The organism is Thalassotalea marina (assembly GCF_014656435.1).
GTDB classification, from domain to species: Bacteria; Pseudomonadota; Gammaproteobacteria; order Enterobacterales; family Alteromonadaceae; genus Thalassotalea_C; species Thalassotalea_C marina.
Genome location: NZ_BNCK01000002.1, coordinates 179475 through 196025, shown reverse-complemented (window position 1 = coordinate 196025; position 16551 = coordinate 179475). Strand labels below are relative to the sequence as shown.

Annotated in this window: 12 protein-coding genes; 4 read left to right on the top strand and 8 right to left on the bottom strand. The window is 39.6% G+C overall.

The features are described from left to right. The gene (locus tag IE199_RS04180) at positions 1-828 is read left to right on the top strand and encodes a hypothetical protein (RefSeq protein ID WP_189767578.1); all 828 of its coding nucleotides are present in this window, start codon (positions 1-3) and stop codon (positions 826-828) included. A gap of 114 nt (positions 829-942) precedes the next feature. Here the strand turns inward: IE199_RS04180 and rplS are convergent, their stop codons facing one another. From rplS to ffh, 7 genes are all read right to left on the bottom strand, one after another. Continuing rightward, positions 943-1296 carry a 50S ribosomal protein L19 gene (rplS, locus tag IE199_RS04175; protein ID WP_189767577.1) on the bottom strand — a complete coding sequence of 118 codons (354 nt, stop codon included), beginning with the start codon at positions 1294-1296 and terminating at the stop codon, positions 943-945. 16 nt (positions 1297-1312) lie between these two features. Continuing rightward, positions 1313-2089: a tRNA (guanosine(37)-N1)-methyltransferase TrmD gene (trmD, locus tag IE199_RS04170; protein WP_268245316.1), complete on the bottom strand. Its 777-nt coding sequence runs from the start codon at positions 2087-2089 to the stop codon at positions 1313-1315. Between the two features lie 3 nt (positions 2090-2092). Next, entirely contained in the window at positions 2093-2623 is a 531-nt protein-coding gene (rimM, locus tag IE199_RS04165; protein ID WP_189767575.1) for a ribosome maturation factor RimM, read from the bottom strand. Between the two features lie 21 nt (positions 2624-2644). Continuing rightward, positions 2645-2893 (bottom strand): 30S ribosomal protein S16, encoded by a 249-nt coding sequence (gene rpsP / locus IE199_RS04160; protein ID WP_189767573.1) that lies wholly within the window; start codon positions 2891-2893, stop codon positions 2645-2647. 277 nt (positions 2894-3170) lie between these two features. Further along, on the bottom strand, positions 3171-9641 hold the full coding sequence (locus IE199_RS04155) for an Ig-like domain-containing protein (protein WP_189767571.1): 6471 nt from the start codon (positions 9639-9641) through the stop codon (positions 3171-3173). A gap of 227 nt (positions 9642-9868) precedes the next feature. Continuing rightward, positions 9869-10306 (bottom strand): nuclear transport factor 2 family protein, encoded by a 438-nt coding sequence (locus IE199_RS04150; protein ID WP_229854524.1) that lies wholly within the window; start codon positions 10304-10306, stop codon positions 9869-9871. A 102-nt stretch (positions 10307-10408) separates the two neighbouring features. Next, positions 10409-11791: a signal recognition particle protein gene (gene ffh, locus IE199_RS04145; RefSeq protein WP_189767569.1), complete on the bottom strand. Its 1383-nt coding sequence runs from the start codon at positions 11789-11791 to the stop codon at positions 10409-10411. 302 nt (positions 11792-12093) lie between these two features. Here ffh and IE199_RS04140 point away from each other — a divergent pair, with 302 nt between their 5' ends. The 3 genes from IE199_RS04140 to IE199_RS04130 all read left to right on the top strand — a co-directional run bounded on the left by IE199_RS04140 (position 12094) and on the right by IE199_RS04130 (position 14727). Then, on the top strand, positions 12094-12894 hold the full coding sequence (locus IE199_RS04140; RefSeq protein WP_189767567.1) for a cytochrome C assembly family protein: 801 nt from the start codon (positions 12094-12096) through the stop codon (positions 12892-12894). Positions 12895-12961: 67 nt separating this feature from the next. Further along, a complete protein-coding gene (locus IE199_RS04135) occupies positions 12962-14248 on the top strand; it encodes an HlyC/CorC family transporter (protein ID WP_189767560.1) in 1287 nt (428 codons plus the stop codon). A 17-nt stretch (positions 14249-14265) separates the two neighbouring features. Beyond that, positions 14266-14727: a cyclic nucleotide-binding domain-containing protein gene (locus IE199_RS04130; RefSeq protein WP_189767558.1), complete on the top strand. Its 462-nt coding sequence runs from the start codon at positions 14266-14268 to the stop codon at positions 14725-14727. A 548-nt stretch (positions 14728-15275) separates the two neighbouring features. Here IE199_RS04130 and IE199_RS04125 read toward each other — a convergent pair. After that, positions 15276-15896 carry a transglycosylase SLT domain-containing protein gene (locus tag IE199_RS04125; protein ID WP_373304759.1) on the bottom strand — a complete coding sequence of 207 codons (621 nt, stop codon included), beginning with the start codon at positions 15894-15896 and terminating at the stop codon, positions 15276-15278. Positions 15897-16551: the final 655 nt, after the last annotated feature.

Here is a 16551-nt window from a genome sequence, read left to right as displayed (position 1 = left end):
ATGCACAATTTACTTTTTGCTCTCTCTAGCGCATTAACCTTTCCCCAACAATCAGATATTTACCTAGAAGTTGTAGGGAGTAATAACGACGCCAAAGATTGGGCCTTTTTTGCTCCTCATGAAAATGAAAATGTTGCCAACCAATACGTTGCCGAGCAAATAATTGCTAAAGGTGGTGTATTTGTGGTGCTTAGACAAAATGGTGAGCGCCTGATCACCTTGGAAATAGACAACAAAAAAGTTGTGGTTGATCCTAATAGAATATTTACCGAGATCGGCAGGTTTGCCACCATTGCAAAATTAAACCCCAATATTGCTAAACAGCCAACATTGGTAGCCAAAGCGGAGCAACGAGCCAAACAACTCAGTGAGTTTGTGCTTGAGACATTAAGTGGTAAAGAGCCGCCAAACACAATAGTTGCGGTGCATAACAATAGCAATGGCTATACAGGTGACAATAAACACGGTATTGGCAATGTATCTATCATTCGTTATCAATCAAAATTAACTGCTGGTGCACAATACTTAATTGATGTGGCCAAAGGGCAGTATGACGAAGACGACTTATATTTTGTCACCAATACGGCTGACTTTAATCAGATGAAATCATCTGGCTGGAACGCCGTGTTACAAAACCCTGAAGTAGCACATATACCAGAAGAAGACGATGGTTCACTTTCTGTTTATGCCGAAATGAAAGGATATCGATATATCAACGTTGAAGCAGAACGTATAACAGACGGTTTTGGTGAAGATCACTTAGACGTTCAAATGAAAATGGTCGATTTTACCTTTGCTTTGCTAGAACAAAACAATAATGCCAATTGAAATTAAGCGTAAGAAACCAATCTATTCAAAGCTAGATACAAAAATCCCGCTTGTCTTAACAAGCGGGTTTTTCTTGATTCAGTCAAACTGAGTATATTTTCACTTAAGCGAAAATTACTTCTTAGCCAACTTCTCTTTGATACGTGCAGAACGACCTGAACGCTCACGTAAGTAGTAAAGCTTAGATTGACGAACATCACCGCGACGTTTAACTTCAATAGAGTCGATTAACGGGCTGTGTGTCTGGAATACACGCTCAACACCAACACCGCTAGAAATTTTACGTACGGTGAATGCTGAATGTAAGCCGCGGTTTTTAATAGCGATAACTACGCCTTCATATGCCTGAAGACGCTCTTTATCACCTTCTTTAACTTTTACTTGAACAACTACTGTATCACCCGGTGCGAATGATGGTAAGTCTTGTTTCATTTGCTCTTGTTCGAGCTGTTTAATGATGTTACTCATAATATTTACCTTTATCCTAGGGTTCACGGTCTGTTTCAGGCAATTGCTTGATTTGTTCAAGCATTTTTTCCTGCTCAGCCGTCAGAGCTAGGTCAGTTAATAGTTCTGGTCGACGGTGCCATGTTCTTTCTAGCGATTGGAACTGACGCCACTGTCTAATATGTTCGTGATTACCACTTAACAACACTTTAGGTACTGACTTACCGTCTAGTACTTCTGGCCTTGTATAATGAGGACAATCTAATAAGCCATCTGAAAACGAATCTTGTTCTGCAGATTGCTCATGCCCCAAAACACCCGGCACAAAGCGTGCTATGGCATCGATCATGTTCATGGCAGGTAATTCACCGCCACTGAGTACATAATCGCCGACCGACCATTCTTCATCTACATGAGAGAGAATTAATCGCTCGTCTATGCCTTCATAACGACCTGCAATAAAAATCAGGCAGTCATGTTGTGCTAATTCACTAACACCAGTTTGGTTCAGTCTACGCCCCTGTGGCGACAAATAAATGACCTTAGCGCTTTTACCTGCTTGTTGAGCTGCATTTTTAGCAGCATCAATAGCATCGCGCAACGGTTGCACCATCATTAACATGCCAGGTCCACCGCCATACGGTCGGTCGTCTACTGTGCGATGTTTATCATGGGTAAAGTCTCTTGGATTCCACTTGTGAAATTCAATCAACCCGTTACGTATCGCTCGGCCTGTCACCCCATACTCGGTTATTGCATCAAACATTTCTGGAAAAAGGCTAATTACCCCAATCCATAATTTGCTGTTACTCACGAGTTAAAAACCTGGGTCCCAGTCAACACAAATTTGTTTAGTTTCAGTGCTTACCGACATAATTACTTGGTCTTCAATATAAGGGATTAACCTTTCTTTCTTACCAAAGCCATCATTACGGTTTGCTTTTACAACCAATACATCGTTAGAACCTGTTTCTAATAAATCAGAAACTTGCCCTAAGTCGTAACCTTTATCAGTGACCACTGACATGCCAATTAAGTCACGCCAATAAAACTCACCTTCTGGCAACTCAGGCAAGGTGTTTTTATCAACAAATATTTCTGAATGAACTAAGCTTTGAGCCGCGTCACGATCGTCAATATTGTCGATTTTAACCACTAAACCTTTATTGTGTCGTCGCCAGTCAGTCACTTCGACTGATTGTGTTTTATTTCCTAATTTTAGCGACCAAGGAAAATAGTCGAGGATTGCTTCTTGATCTTCAGTAAAAGAATGTATTTTTAACCAACCTTTGACTCCGTAAACAGCGCCCACTTTGCCAACGATGATTTGTGAATTCTCTTCTGTCATGATCTACAACCAATAATCTAATTAAGCAGCAGCTTGCGCGTCTTTAACAAGCTTTGCCACACGATCAGATATACCAGCACCTTGACCAACCCAGTGGTTGATACGATCTAGGTCTAAACGTAATTTTTCCGCTTGACCTTGTGCTGTTGGGTTGAAGAAACCTACTTTCTCGATGAAACGACCATCGCGAGAGTTACGGCTGTCTGCAACAACTACCTGATAGAATGGACGCTTTTTTGCGCCGCCACGAGCTAAACGAATGGTAACCATATCGTCCTCTATATAATTTAATGTTAAAACGAATTTCCAGACACTTCCGTCACCGAGGTGACAGAAAAGCTCGCGTATTCTACGCTTTTTTAGCCAAATTGCAAGTTTATAGCAAATTTTGCTTTGAGAGCTTAAAGTCTAATTAAACAAAGGTATGCCATCAATGAGGGCAACTTAAAAACAACAAAGGCAGTATAAAATACTGCCTTTGATAATCAATATTCGCGATTGTTTTGCGGTAAACTTTTCACTCCATTGAACAGCATCACCGCATTTTTCACCATTTAGTTTTATTGCTATTAAGCTTCCTGCTATTAAACAAGGTTAAACACCGTAAGCTTGCCAGCAATAAAACCACCAATGTAAATAATGAGAAGCTACCACCCGATGAGCCTTTACTTTTCACAATTTTTGTTTCATTTGCTTTTACTTTAATAGCCACCGTACCTTGAGCAGTGCCACCAAAACTATCACTTACGGTATAAACCAAAGTATCGGTACCTTCAAAGCTGCTAGCTGGTTTATAGTTAAGTGTACTATCACTATTAATAGTCACTTCTCCATGTTCAGCGCTCGCTGAAATGACAGTTAAAGCATCACCATCAGCGTCAGTATCATTTGCCAACACATCGATTTTTATTGACGTTTGATTATCAGTTTCAGCGCTATCGTTTGTTGTTACTGGCACCCTGTTAGGTAAAACATTCACAACAACTTCAGCACTCGCTGAGCCACCTTTACCATCACTAATACCATATGTGATATGTGCTTGACCAAAGTGACCTTGCAAGGCAACGTAATAAAGCTGATCATCTTCGATAGTCACCTCGCCAATATCTGCTGACGCGCTGGTAATGGTCAACTCATCATCATCAGCATCAGTATCATTAGCTAACACATCTATATACAAGGCTCCTGTTCGAAGAGTCTCTGCTTCGTCATCATTAGCAACAGGCACTTGATTGCCAGTTTTCTCAACCGCAACACCACCTGGGTCATCAATGGCTTGATTCACTTCGCCGTCTGCGTCATTTGGCCCACCATCTTGAATCGTCAATTGAACACACCAATGCCCCTCTGTTAAACCGCTAATATATGCAGCGTCACCAGGAGGTGGACAGAAACCTTCCGCTCCAGGAGCTGATGCAACCATATTGTTTTCATCCAAAACAAAGTTCTGCCAGCCACTAGCCATCAATTTACGATAAACAGCGCTAGCTGGAATTGGTGCAAACTGTGCAACCACAATAGTAACTGACTGCCCAGCAACAGGAAGCTCTTCTACATTGAAGTCAAAAAGTCCATTACTGTACTGATGTGTGTTATCTGATTCAGCACCTGTGCCATTATTTCCATGTGTATTTACATCGTCGAAAGTTACTTCAGTCTGACTTGTACTACTTCTAAAGGCGACTTCCCCAAGCGTTAACACCAAACCAGGCTCAGTTTCCATAAGGAAGGCTGTATCTTGTGTTTTACGCTCTTGTACGACATTTGGCCTCAAGTTTATTGAATCTAGAAAGTCTGGAATTCCATCACCATCCGTGTCGCCATGCCCTTCATCATTATCATTGATGCCATCACCGTCACTATCTGTTTCATTTAGTACAGGTAAAGATTCCTCAATGCGCAGTTTTAAACGATCTTTACCTTGTTTATCACCATCACTAACTTCAATTCGAACTTTGTAAAATCCTGGAGTTAAAGCCGCAGGGTCAATAGTAAAGCTGCTTTCATCGTTGCCACTTGTTAAAATTGCATTATCACTTTTTGACCAGTCATAGCTATGAAAATCAGCTACATTAGGGTCGGTAACATGAGCAGTGATTGTGACTAAACCTTCACTTTGATTAATTATGCGGGTTTGCATGCCATTTTGGCTCGCTGTTAATGTGACACTAGGAGCAATGTTATCTTCGGCAATCGTTAAAGTATGCGAAGTTTTATTGCCTAAAACAGCGTTTGTTGGTTCACCTAATGTAACGATAACAGTTTCATTTCCTTCGCCTGTACCATCATCAACCAAATTAAATGTCACTGACTTCTCTAATTCATTTTTTTCAAAAGTTACTTCATTATCAATTAGATCGTGATCTGAGCCATCTATGGCAGCCGTGCCTGCTACGGTAAATGGCACAGTAACTGGGTAATTAACCGGATTTCCATTTAATATAACTTTGAAGTTCACTTGTGAACCTTCCGTTGACGTTTGATTCTTACTTAAGCTAACCAAAGGCACTACATTCACTGTTTGTGTCGCTGAGATTTTTTCGTTTTCTAGTTCAGCAGACCACACGACTTTGTGTATGCCTGGCGAGAAGAAACCACGAGAGTCGGCACTTACAGGAAGATCATTTCCTGCACCATCTTTAGCCACTGCCGTTCCCATATCAACTTTAGTAAATAGTCCTTTAGCATTTACCGTAATATCTTCTGGCGCCGCTATTGTAAGGTTGTTATCTGCAGTAGATACCGCTATAGCCGCATTTGCACTTGCTTGAGCTCCTTTGGCATCACGTATGACATAACTAATATTTACTACCCCATCAAAACCTTGTGGGGCTCGGAAGTTTAACTGGTTGTTTTGAATATTTGCTTCACCTAATTCCGGCTTAACTTGAAACAAACTCAAGGTATCATTGTCGACATCTGTATCGTTTGCTAATACATCAAAAGCAGTAAAATTATCGCTAACGCTTACCAATTCAAAACTGTCATCATTGGCAATAGGTGCATCGTTTACCGGCGTTACCGTAATTGACACGGTAGCTGGTTCGGAAATAAGTTCTCCGTCTGCAGCAACCAATACCAAACTATCAGTGCCGTTAAAGTTTTCATTTGGCGTATAACTAAGATTGTTACCTGTTAGCTCAGCAGTCCCTTGTATAGGTTGTTGGCTGATAGTTAAGGTAGCATATTTATTTTGTGAAACCGTTATAGCAATAGTATTACTGCTATCTTCCGCCAATGTCATATTTGCAGTTGTGATCACTGGAATGTTACTAGTTTTAACCACTTCAATTGAGAATGCTGGCAAGCTGCTAGAAACAGTTCCATCACTAACACTGATGGTAATATTTTCAGTAGTACCTAAATCTTCTCTCACTGGAGTGCCTACTAATTGGCCTGTAGTACTATCAAAGCTTGCCCATGTTGGCATTCCAGAAATACTAAACGTCAACGGATCATTATCAACATCTGACGCATTAGGAGTAAAGCTATATTCAGAGTCTTCAGTGACAGAAGCTTGTGGAGTACCTGAAATAACTGGTGCTGTATTCGTTGGCGGTGGGGGTGGTGGAGGCGAAGTTCGAGTTAAGCTAACAACATTCACATCACTTGATGTATTTCCAGCAGCATCGCGGGCTTGTATTACAAAATTGTTTACACCTACATTTAATGGTGCATTTAAACTCCAGTTGCCTGCTGTTACTGTCGCACTAACAATCGCCGTGCTGTTATCAGCAGTACCATCATCATTGGCATCTGTTAATAAAACCACAGTTACACCATTTTCAGCATGAGTACCATCAACAGCCAAAGTTGCTTGCTGTGTACTTTGGTCAACAGTTGGTGAAGTAACAACTGGTGCAACAGGCGCACTGGTGTCTATGACTAACGCTTTATTTGCACCTAAACTATTTGCAGCACCTGGCGTTGCTAAAGTTAGAACCGCCGAGTTGCCATTATTATCTTGGATTGTTCCGCCAGCAGTTGATAGCGCCGTTGTATTTACATAATCGAGATCAGCACTGGTATCGCCTGCTTGAACTGTATAGTCAAATACAAGCGTATTGCTTCCTGAACCCGAAGCATATGCAACTTGACGATCTGTCGTGCCTGTTTCCAGTTCAATATATGGGGTACCTGATGTTGTATTTACAATAACAGTATCATCAAATACGACATTAATAGACAGAACATCACCCGCTTTATAGCTACCATCAGCTGTTGTCGCTGTAACATGTGTAACAATAGGCATTACGCTTTCCACTAATACACCGCTGAGTGTTCCAACGGAATTAAGGGTTAGGTCAAGGTCATTATTTGCACCGTCACGTATTGTGCCGCTATTCATTTCTATCGATGTCAGCGCAATACCATCAGCATCGGCAAGGCCACTTTCAACTGAATAGCTAAATACCAAGGCGGTGCCAGGAGAGCCGCTGGCATAGTTTGCATATTTTGTCACACCACCAATATCTAGCACTAACCTCGGTGTGCCACCTGTGGTATTAACGGTAACAGTTTCATTCGTATTAACAGTAAAGCTTAAAGCTGAACTTGTGGCATAAGTCCCATTGGCAGGAACAGAGACACTAGCAATTAAGGGTGCTGTTGTATCGTCGTCATCCTGCATAGTAATAGTTTGTTGCTGAATTGCATCTTCACTTGCACTACCACCTGACACTGAGGCGATATCGATAATTATCGTTTCATCACCTTCTTCCGTAGCATCATCGATACCGGTAATACCCGTAGCCACATTGCCTGAGGTACTACCACCAGAAATAGTGATACTTGAACTCACCGTATTATTGTAATCACTGCCAGAGGTTGCAGTACCGGCATAACTTAAATTTACCGTTACTGCTTCATAGGTAGCGTGATTTAAGGTCGCCGTAATATTGGATGTACCACCATTTTCAGCTATTGTTGCATTGCTAACAGAAAGTGCCACCGTAGGAGCAGATTCAGCGTCAGTAATGTTAACAGTTTCTTGTTGTGCGCCATTTTCGGAGCCAACTGACACCGTATTGATATCAACAACAATCGTTTCAGCAGAGGCAGCGTCAAAAATATCATCGGCTATACCGGTTAAGTTTGCAGTTCCAGACGTATTGTTAGCGCTAATCGTTATGCTCGCGGGGCGCGTGTAATCAACGGCATTAGTCGCCGTTCCGCTATAAGCTAAATTGACAAATATATCTGCTGGCCACAGATTATTTAGTGTTCCTGAAATAGCAACGGTTAAGGCTTCGGTATCACCATCTTCACCTAAGGTACCATCAGCAGTACTTAAAGAAATAACCGGCAAATTGGCATAGATGGCATCATTAGCTTGACTAATGGCGGTGGTAAAGGGTGCACTTACGTTACCCGCAGCATCTTGCAATGCAAAAGACACTGGTACATCTACGTTTGAAGCAAGATCGGTTCCCCCATTAACTATGGTGTAGGTTGCCGAATAAGTGTTGTTGTTATTATCAGTAAAACCTGTAACGTTTACGCCATTAACACTACCACTAACCAAACTTAAACCTGTTTCCCCTGCATTAATCGTGACAGTCACAGCATCGCCCACCTTATGGGCTGAGTCAGGAATTGAGACTGAGGAAATTACAGGAGCTTTAGTATCAACAGTTATTGTAAATTGAGAAGTTGAAGATGTATCAACACCACTGTTTGCAGTACCGCCATCGTCCTGTACTTGTACATCAATAGTTGCAATACCTTCTACACCATTAGCCGGGGTAAACACTAAAGTACCTGAATTATCAATGTCTACACCAGAAACGACACTAGCAGTGTCGCTAGCCTCTGATACGATAAAATCTGCAATTGCCTGAACTGATTCTGTATCACCGTCATCTGACATTGAGGCAAAACTGTTTACTGATTGTTGAACATTGCCAGTGCCACTGCCAACTGATTGGTTGCTACCGATAGCAAGAGTGGGTTGATCATTTACTGAGGTAATATCAACATTTACCACAGGATTAGAGGCAAGTGAGTCTACTCCATCTGATACAGATATAGTTAAGGTTGCGGCATCGTTACCCGTAACATTAGCTGCACCTGTATACTTAAGATTAGAGGCAGTATCGAGATAGGTATTAATATTGGCAGCGGTGCCAGCCAAAGTAACCGTTGTCGCATTAACCAAGGTTTCCGTCACACTTAAAGCAGAGCCATCTGCTGGTGTAGAAAATGTTCCGGCGCTTGCCGTTAAAGTCACAGTTAAGCTATCGCCATCTGAATCGGCTAAGGTGACAGCCGATAAATCAACATTACTGCTCGTATCTTCTATAACTGTAATGTCAGTCGGTGTGCCTAAGATAGTTGGTGCATTATTTGAGGGTACTGGCGCTGAAAAATCAAGACTATCTATCATTAATAATCGAATTTCAGAACTATTCCCTCCCGTAAAACGCACCTCATCGATATTACTCCAATCCGAATTGAACGTTAGTGTTCCACCATTGCCCGGTGCCATCTGCGCGTATGTGACAGAACCTGCGCTATCTGAGGCGGTAAAGTCAATCGTATCACTTACAACACTTGAGCCATCTCTGTAGCCAGTAATAGTTAGTGTAAATCGATATCCATTTGCTGAATTATTTGCTGACATATCCGCTTCCATAGATTCAAGTTTAAACTCTGAACCATCAGCGGTTTTAAAACGATAATCGACACTACCAACATTAGGGCCACTTATAGAGCCCGCGTTGTCTATATTATACAGCAGACCGAGATCTCCATTATTCGGCGTGATAATGAATGTGCTTGATTCACTAAGAGTTGCCATCTGACTTTGCGATACAGGGCTAATTTGTTCATATGTTATGTCGCCAAGAGTGTAAGTTAAACCTCTTAAAGACGGTGTTTCTGAGTCAAAATTTTGATCGACAGGGAGAGCAAAACCCCATGCACTACCATGCCCTCCAAATGCACCAGCTACTACAAACAAAGTTGATATCGCCTTTTTTAATCGGCTCTGTTTTTGACCTTTTTTATAATAATTCATTCCTGTTCCCAACGTTTTATATAAAACAAGATGCTCTTATTGGCACTTCTAATTCATATTAGCAGCCAATGATAAAAACATATATTTTTATCATTAACTTATATTTATTGGATTATTTTTACAGGGTAATGACAGTTGCTGAATTACCAGTACGAATGGAGGGTTATTCAAGATTTAGGTTCAGCACTAACGTTTAAAAAAATCTTAAGTGCTATAACCCATTATTATCATTCTGTGGCAGTTATCGTGGCCTGCCATGCAACAGCTTGCCATTGGCCATTTCTTTTAACAAAGGTCCCAGTATTAAAGTAACGAGTGATCTGTCCTGTATTATCAGCCACTAAGGTGAAGGCTAATACAGCAGTCTCTTGATATAGGCGAATATCAATGCTTTCGGCGCTATACTTGGTGGAGTTTTCCGTTTCTTGTTGATTTTCGGCTTGTTTAAAGCCATTCATAATGGTTTGTTTCCCAAAACGTTTACCACTAGAGCTGGTATAGATTAGGTCGTTAGCCCAAAAAGTATCATGTATCGCTTTACTGCTATTTTGAGCAAGAAACTGTTCAAGTTGCTTGGTAATTAGTTGTTTGTCGTTTTGAGCGTACGCACTATTGTTAAAAACAAAAAATAATAGCGCACTGGCGAAAATATAGAGCGGTTTCAAATGACGTCCTTGATGGTTTGATTTAGGATTTTATTTAAATTAACTGAATTTTATCGACAAAAAAAGCTGCCGAAGCAGCTTTTTAGAATATCCACATTCACCTTAGCGACCAAAACCGCCAAATCCGCCCATACCACCTGGAGGCATCATACCTTTCATTGAACGCATCATTTTCTGCATGCCACCTTTACCTGACATTTTTTTCATCATTTTCTGCATTTGCGTAAACTGTTTAAGTAATTTGTTTACATCTTGAATTTGTGTGCCAGAACCGGCTGCGATTCGACGTTTACGAGAACCTTTAATTATTTCAGGACGAGCACGCTCAGCTGGTGTCATTGAGTTAATCATCGCTTCCATACGCACAGTGATTTTATCATCCATTTGATCTTTGATTTGATCAGACATGTTGCCCATACCCGGTAACTTGTCCATAAGACCCATCATGCCGCCCATATTTTTCATTTGAACAAGTTGTTCTCTGAAATCTTCCAAATCAAAGCCCTTGCCAGCTTTCACTTTTTTCGCCAGTTTTTCAGCTTTAGCACGATCGACTTTTTGTTCAACTTCTTCAATAAGCGACAAGACATCGCCCATGCCTAAAATTCGTGATGCAATTCGATCTGGGTGAAATGGTTCAAGTGCTTCGATTTTTTCACCAACACCCATAAACTTAATAGGTTTACCGGTAATATGGCGAATTGATAATGCTGCACCACCACGGGCATCACCGTCTGTTTTTGTCAAAATAACACCGGTCAACGGTAAGGCATCATTAAATGCTTTTGCCGTATTAGCGGCATCTTGACCTGTCATGGCATCAACAGTAAATAGGGTTTCAATTGGTTCAATCGCTGCATGTAACGCTTTGATTTCGTCCATCATGTCACTATCAACATGCAAACGACCTGCAGTATCAACGATTAAAACGTCAAAATAATGCTTTCTGGCGTGATCAATTGCAGCATTGGCAATATCAATAGGCTTTTGTGCGATATCACTTGGGAAAAACTCTACGCCAACATCCGCTGCCAAAGTTTCAAGCTGTTTGATAGCGGCTGGACGATATACATCGGCACTGACTACGAGTACTTTTTTCTTTTCTCTTTCTTTTAAATATTTCGAAAGCTTGGCTACTGACGTGGTTTTACCTGCACCTTGTAAACCAGCCATTAATACAACAGCAGGCGGCGCAGTTTTTAAGTTAAGTGATTCGTTAACTTCGCCCATGGCTGTTTCCAGCTCTTTTTGGACGATTTTTACGAATACTTGTCCTGGCGTTAAACTTTTTGAAACATCTTGTCCAACTGCACTTTCTTTAACTTTAGCGATAAAGTCTCTAACAACAGGTAAAGCTACGTCGGCTTCTAATAAAGCCATGCGTACTTCACGCAAAGTATCTTTGATATTGTCTTCTGTAAGTCGACCACGTCCACTAATGTTTTTCAGGGTTTTGGTTAAACGATCTGATAAATTCTCAAACATGTATTATCCGAACCAATTGCAGCTAAAAGAAAAATAACGCCCCATTATACGCGTGAGGCAAATAAGCGAAAGTATAAAATAAGGGCAAGTTGATATTTTTCAATATTCCGTGTTGTTATGATCGGAAAAGTCTTTTTTTGTGATAAGCTAGCAAAACGGTTAAACTTCCCTCTTATTTCAAGGGAATAAAGGGCAACTCTTTAACCTTATGCCCAATACATTTTTAGTTACATTGCGCTAATAAGTTGTAAGCCATTTTCACGTTACACTTTACATTGCACTATTTATAAAGGAATACACTGTTGGAATTTTCATCTATCGTTAGCTTATTGGCATCTGGTAGTTATGCTATTGCGACACTGATTATAATCTCACGTTTATTTCACCCTAAAGGCCCAAATATTCTATATGTACTGATTTTTGGTAGCATTGGAATTATTAGTCACACTTTAGCAACCAGTCAGTTTCTTTTCTCCGATCAAAACATAAACTTTGCACTTCCCAATGTTATTTCCTTGGTCAGTTTAGTTATTACTTTAACAATCACAGCGATGGCGCTTAAATACAAAGTAAACCTGTTACTTCCGGTTGCTTATGGGTTTGCTGCTATTTGGCAACTTGCATCCGCTGTTATTCCTCACGACAGTCAAATGCCGCTAATTGCACATGATTTTGCCATTGCTAGTCATATTATTGTGGCTTTAATCGCCTATTGTATTTTGATAATCGCTATGTTGTATGCCTTTCAAGTTGCCTACATCAATATGAAATTAAAGAATAAAAATTTACTTGCTGTAAGTCACCTTCCTCCACTGATGCAGGTCGAAGGGCAGCTGTTTGCCATTTTGGCGGTCGGTACTTTTTGCTTATTTTTGAGTCAATTGATAGGTTTTATCTTTTTAGAAAACTTTATTAGTCATAGCAATGCCCACAAAACCATCTTGTCGCTTGTTGCGCTGACTATATATGCCGTAACACTGTGGGGACATTTTAAGCAAGGTTGGCGAGGCCATAAAGTGTTAATACTAACAATATCGGCATCAGTTGTTTTAACACTGTCTTATTTCGGCAGCCGTTTTGTTAAAGAATTTTTGTTATCGTAAGTTTTAAGGTATAACTACAAACAAGCTATAAATTAAGCTTATTTTTTAGTCAACAAAGGACCCTTGATTGGACACCATATCAACTAGTGTGTTGCTTATAATTTTAGCAGTACTCATTTTAATTTCTGCCTATTTCTCTGGTTCAGAAACAGGCATGATGTCGTTAAACCGATATAAATTAAAACATTTAGAAAAAGAGAAGCACCCAGGTGCCATTCGCGTTGGCAAACTATTGTCACGTCCAGATCAACTTATCGGTTTGATATTAATCGGCAATAATTTAGTGAATATTTTTGCTTCATTAATAGCAGGTGTTATTGCCGAACGTATTTGGGGCGATGCAGGTATTTTCTACGCTGGTTTATTACTTACACTTATTATTCTCATTTTTGCTGAAGTTACCCCTAAAACTCTAGCAGCATTAAGTCCTGAAAAAGTTGCATTTCCAAGTTCTATTTTATTAACAATTTTACTTAAGCTTTTTTATCCCTTTGTTAAGGCCGTGAACTGGATAACAAACGGTTTGTTATCACTTTTAGGTGTTACTCAGGCAGAATTAGAGCAGCACAGTTTAAGCTCAGAAGAACTACGCACAGTAGTTAACGAGTCGAGCGCCTTATTACCAGAAAGAGATCAAGATATGCTAGTGAGTATCTTAGATCTAGAAAATGTCACTGTTGAAGATATTATGATCCCGCGCAATGAATTAGTGGGCATTGATATCAACAATGATTGGAAGAAAATCCAGAAACAACTCACCCAATCTACACATACTCGAGTTTTATTATATAGAGACAATATTGACGATGTTGTTGGCTATGTACATATGCGAGATGCGCTAAAGTTGTTATCTAAAAATCAATTTACTAAAGCGACGTTATTAAGAGCAGTTAGAGAGTTGTATTTTATCCCCGAGGGCACCACGCTAAACGTTCAACTATTAAAGTTTCAACACGCAAAAGAGCGACTAGGTTTAGTGGTCGATGAATATGGTGATATCCAAGGATTAGTTACACTTGAAGATATCTTAGAAGAAATCGTTGGTGACTTTACGACGACCCAAACACCCGCCCCTTCGGAAGAAGTACACAAACAACCAGACGGCAGTTATTTGGTTGATGGCGGTGCAACCGTACGTGACATTAATAAAGAAATGGATTGGCATTTTCCTACCGATGGACCTAAAACCCTAAACGGTTTAATTTTGGAGCATCTTGAAGATATACCAGAAGCTAATTTGAGCGTACGTATAGCTGGTTATCCGCTAGAGATCGTTGAAGTTACTGACAACATGATTAAAACAGTAAGAATCATGCCTGAGTTCTATTCAGCGTTGAACGAACTAAACGAATAAACTTGGTTTAAGCTAAGATGAAGCCAATTGAAGTCAATGATTTAAAATTACTAGAAATTTTAAATCGCGTTCCTTTCTTTAAAAAGTTTTCACCTAGTGAAAGGGCTTCATTTTTAGCGAGTGCCATTCAGTTTTTAAAGTGCCCTGCTGGTCGATATATCATTCGTAAAGGAGAGCGTGAAACCAGCTTTTATATCATATTGGCTGGTGAAGCATCTGTTGTCGCCCAAAAGAACCTTCCTCCAGTTGGAGTGCTCAAGCCAGGCTATTTTATTGGCGAAGGTGCTTTTATCAATAATAATCCCCGTTCAGCCAGTGTTGTTGCTGAAACCCCTATGGTATTAATTCGTCTTGACCAAGAATCTCTTTTAAGATTTCCTTCAAGCATTAGAGAAAAGATCAAGGATCAGATCATCGAAGGCATGGCAAACCGAATTGCCGACATGAATGCCAAATATCTTAGTGTGGATAGTCGATAATCGTTACACGATTACACACAAACTTATCCACAAGGTAATTTTCAATATCAATGTTTCCACAATTTCTGTGGATAACAAAGGCAACGCCTGAGAAACAACGGCTTCTAATTTTGCAATAAATTTTTATCAAAAATATGAAGTTTTTTTTTCACTTTTTTAAAGCTCAATGCCAGCAAGGCTTAGCTAAAGATTTCAATAAAAACGGTAGTTTTGGCAAGGTTAATGCTAAAAACATATTCACAATTACCACAATATCCTACCTGTTTATAAGGTAAGTTTTCATACGAAAAACTACGTTGATTAAACACTAATCAAACCGCTTACATCCGCGTCATTTATAGAGAATTTAAGCGTCAAAAAAAGCGCTAAAATTATGCAAATTTAGCGCTTTCATTACTATCCGACTAAAAGTTATCCAAGATTGTGATAGTGAATTTTGTTACATTTTTAAGCTAGAACCAAGCGCATGATCCTTCAAGCGATCTTCACATTACTGCATTTGATCTAGCCGATTGATCTTTAGTTTTTGTCCGTAGGATCTTAATTTTTTAACCAAAGAATAAACGCCACAACCAGCTCTTATTAAGGTCAGCCTCACACGCTTTAAGTTGGCTAGAGTATCGTTTAGCTCTATTGTCGACTTTTCTAGCTACCTTAACTAACCAGCGTTTCTTTTTATAACTCTTGCGCTTAAAGCCTCCCCAACCTTCGTGATAGTTAAGGTACTGATTATAAGCGTCCCATTTAGATACTCTGTTTACTTTATTTGTTTTATAAATAAACCATGCCATAAAATCTATGGCATCATCAAAGTCGTCTCTGTCGGCTCCTGAGTTACCTGTTTCTTTAATATAGTCTTCCCACGTCATTGTCTTTGCTTGTGAATAGCCATAAGCGGTACTGACTCTCCCCCAAGGAATAAAACCCAATAAATAGTCTCTAGGTGGCAAAGCGTCTTCCTTAAACGAGCTCTCTTGATACATCATACTCATAGGAACATGTATTGGAGTTCCCCATTTATCTCTTGCCTCTTTAGCAGCAAAATACCAATCTCTATGCTCTCGAAAAATTTCACACAGGTTTTCTGGGTTTTTAGGTGGGGGGGTAGCACAACTAGTCACGAGTATAGCTGTAACTATAACTATTGAAACTTTAATCAAAAATTTCATCCGAAAATACATCAAAACCGATCAATAACTCATAATGCCAGATTTGAATATCGGTTCACAAATAAAAAAAAGTAAATTAATTTGAACTTTACATGGTTTACAAGCTCTTACAAACATGACTTTCATATTGTGTTTCCCTTGAATTGAATAGTTACAGCGCGTTTTAATCAACGTGCTTTTTTTTATCTTTTTTTTGAACTTAATTAAATTAACCGGCTCTTATAAGGTAAGATTTTCATATTGTGTTTCCCTTGAACTGAATAGTTACAGCGCGTTTTAATCAACGCGCTTTTTTTTATCTTTTTTTTTGAACTTAATTAAATTTGCAGGCTCTTAAAAGGTAAGACTTTCATATTGTGTTTCCCTTGAACTGAATAGTTACAGCGCGTTTTAATCAACGCGCTTTTTTTATCTTTTTTTTTGAACTTAATTAAATTTGCAGGCTCTTAAAAGGTAAGACTTTCATATTGTGTTTCCCTTGAACTGAATAGTTACAGCGCGTTTTAATCAACGTGCTTTTTTTTATCTTTTTTTTGAACTTAATTAAATTTGCAGGCTCTTAAAAGGTAAGACTTTCATATTGTGTTTCCCTTGAACTGAATAGTTACAGCGCGTTTTAATCAACGTGCTTTTTTTTATCTTTTTTTTGAACTTA